This is a genomic window from Vibrio cholerae ATCC 14035 (genome assembly GCF_000621645.1).
Lineage (GTDB): Bacteria > Pseudomonadota > Gammaproteobacteria > Enterobacterales > Vibrionaceae > Vibrio > Vibrio cholerae.
Genome location: NZ_JHXR01000068.1, coordinates 1 through 1014, shown reverse-complemented (window position 1 = coordinate 1014; position 1014 = coordinate 1). Strand labels below are relative to the sequence as shown.

2 protein-coding genes are annotated in these 1014 nt (G+C 43.9%); both read left to right on the top strand.

Going from position 1 to position 1014, the window contains the following annotated elements; translation table 11 throughout:
• Positions 1 to 270: 270 nt before the first annotated feature.
• Positions 271 to 453: a DUF645 family protein gene (locus T411_RS0115685; protein WP_000947517.1), complete on the top strand. Its 183-nt coding sequence runs from the start codon at positions 271 to 273 to the stop codon at positions 451 to 453.
• A gap of 213 nt (positions 454 to 666) precedes the next feature.
• The coding region (locus T411_RS0115680; protein WP_027694912.1) for a DUF3465 domain-containing protein at positions 667 to 1014 on the top strand (348 nt) is incomplete at its 3' end.

The window sequence follows — 1014 nt, the reverse complement described above, 5'->3', positions numbered from 1 at the left end:
ACGCGCGGCGTTTCCAGTCCCAATGAGCCGCGGTGGTTGCAGTTGTTGTGTTTGAGTTTAGTGGTATGCGTTGTCAGCCCCTTAGGCGGGCGTTAGTTTCTATCTAGAAAAAATCATCCAAAGCTCAGATTAAATGCCCTAAAAAATCAGCTTTAAGCGTTCAAGTCGCACAATTTGGCTTTTGAGTTTTGCCTGATGCTGATTTGGTAGAAAGTGTTGAAATTTCAGCTATTTCAAAGTCGCTGAAAACCCACAAGTCTCGAAGCTTCAATGTTGTCGGATATTCAACACGGCAAATTTGGTTTCACAAAAGGCAGCATCATCGCTGTGATCCTGCTTTCTTTGTTGCGGACTCTTAACCGTGGCCAACTTAACCTTGATCGTTTTGAGTTTTGGCAGCTCACTTCACAGCTTTTGGCGTTGGACGTGTGCATGTTCGATGCATTTGCGTAAAATATTTTTCAAGTAAAGGTGTTAAAAGTCATTGTTAAACAATGGGCTACGAAACTAACAAACGCCTCAAGAGGGACTGTCAACGCGTGGCGTTTCCAGTCCCAATGAGCCGCGGTGGTTGCAGTTGTTGTGGTTGAGTTTAGTGGTAATGCGTTGCCAGCCCCTTAGGCGAGCGTTAGGTGAATGGTCAGTGGATTGAACAAGGACAGTTTTATGAAATGGTTTTTAGCGTGTTGGCTCGTTCTCGCGAGCTGTTTTTCGGTCAGCTTGCATGCCAATGACACTGTTTTACAACAAGCTTATCAATCGCAGCAAAGTGACATACAGGTTCAAGGATTTGGACAGGTAGCGAAAGTGTTGCCTGATGACAATGATGGTTCAAGACATCAAAAATTCATCTTAAAGCTCAATAGCGGACAAACATTGCTGGTTGCTCATAACATCGATTTAGCACCGAGAATTCCGGACTTGAAAGTTGGCGATAGTGTTGAGTTTTATGGTGAATACGAATGGAACAAAAAGGGTGGGGTTCTTCACTGGACTCATAAAGATCCTCAAAAT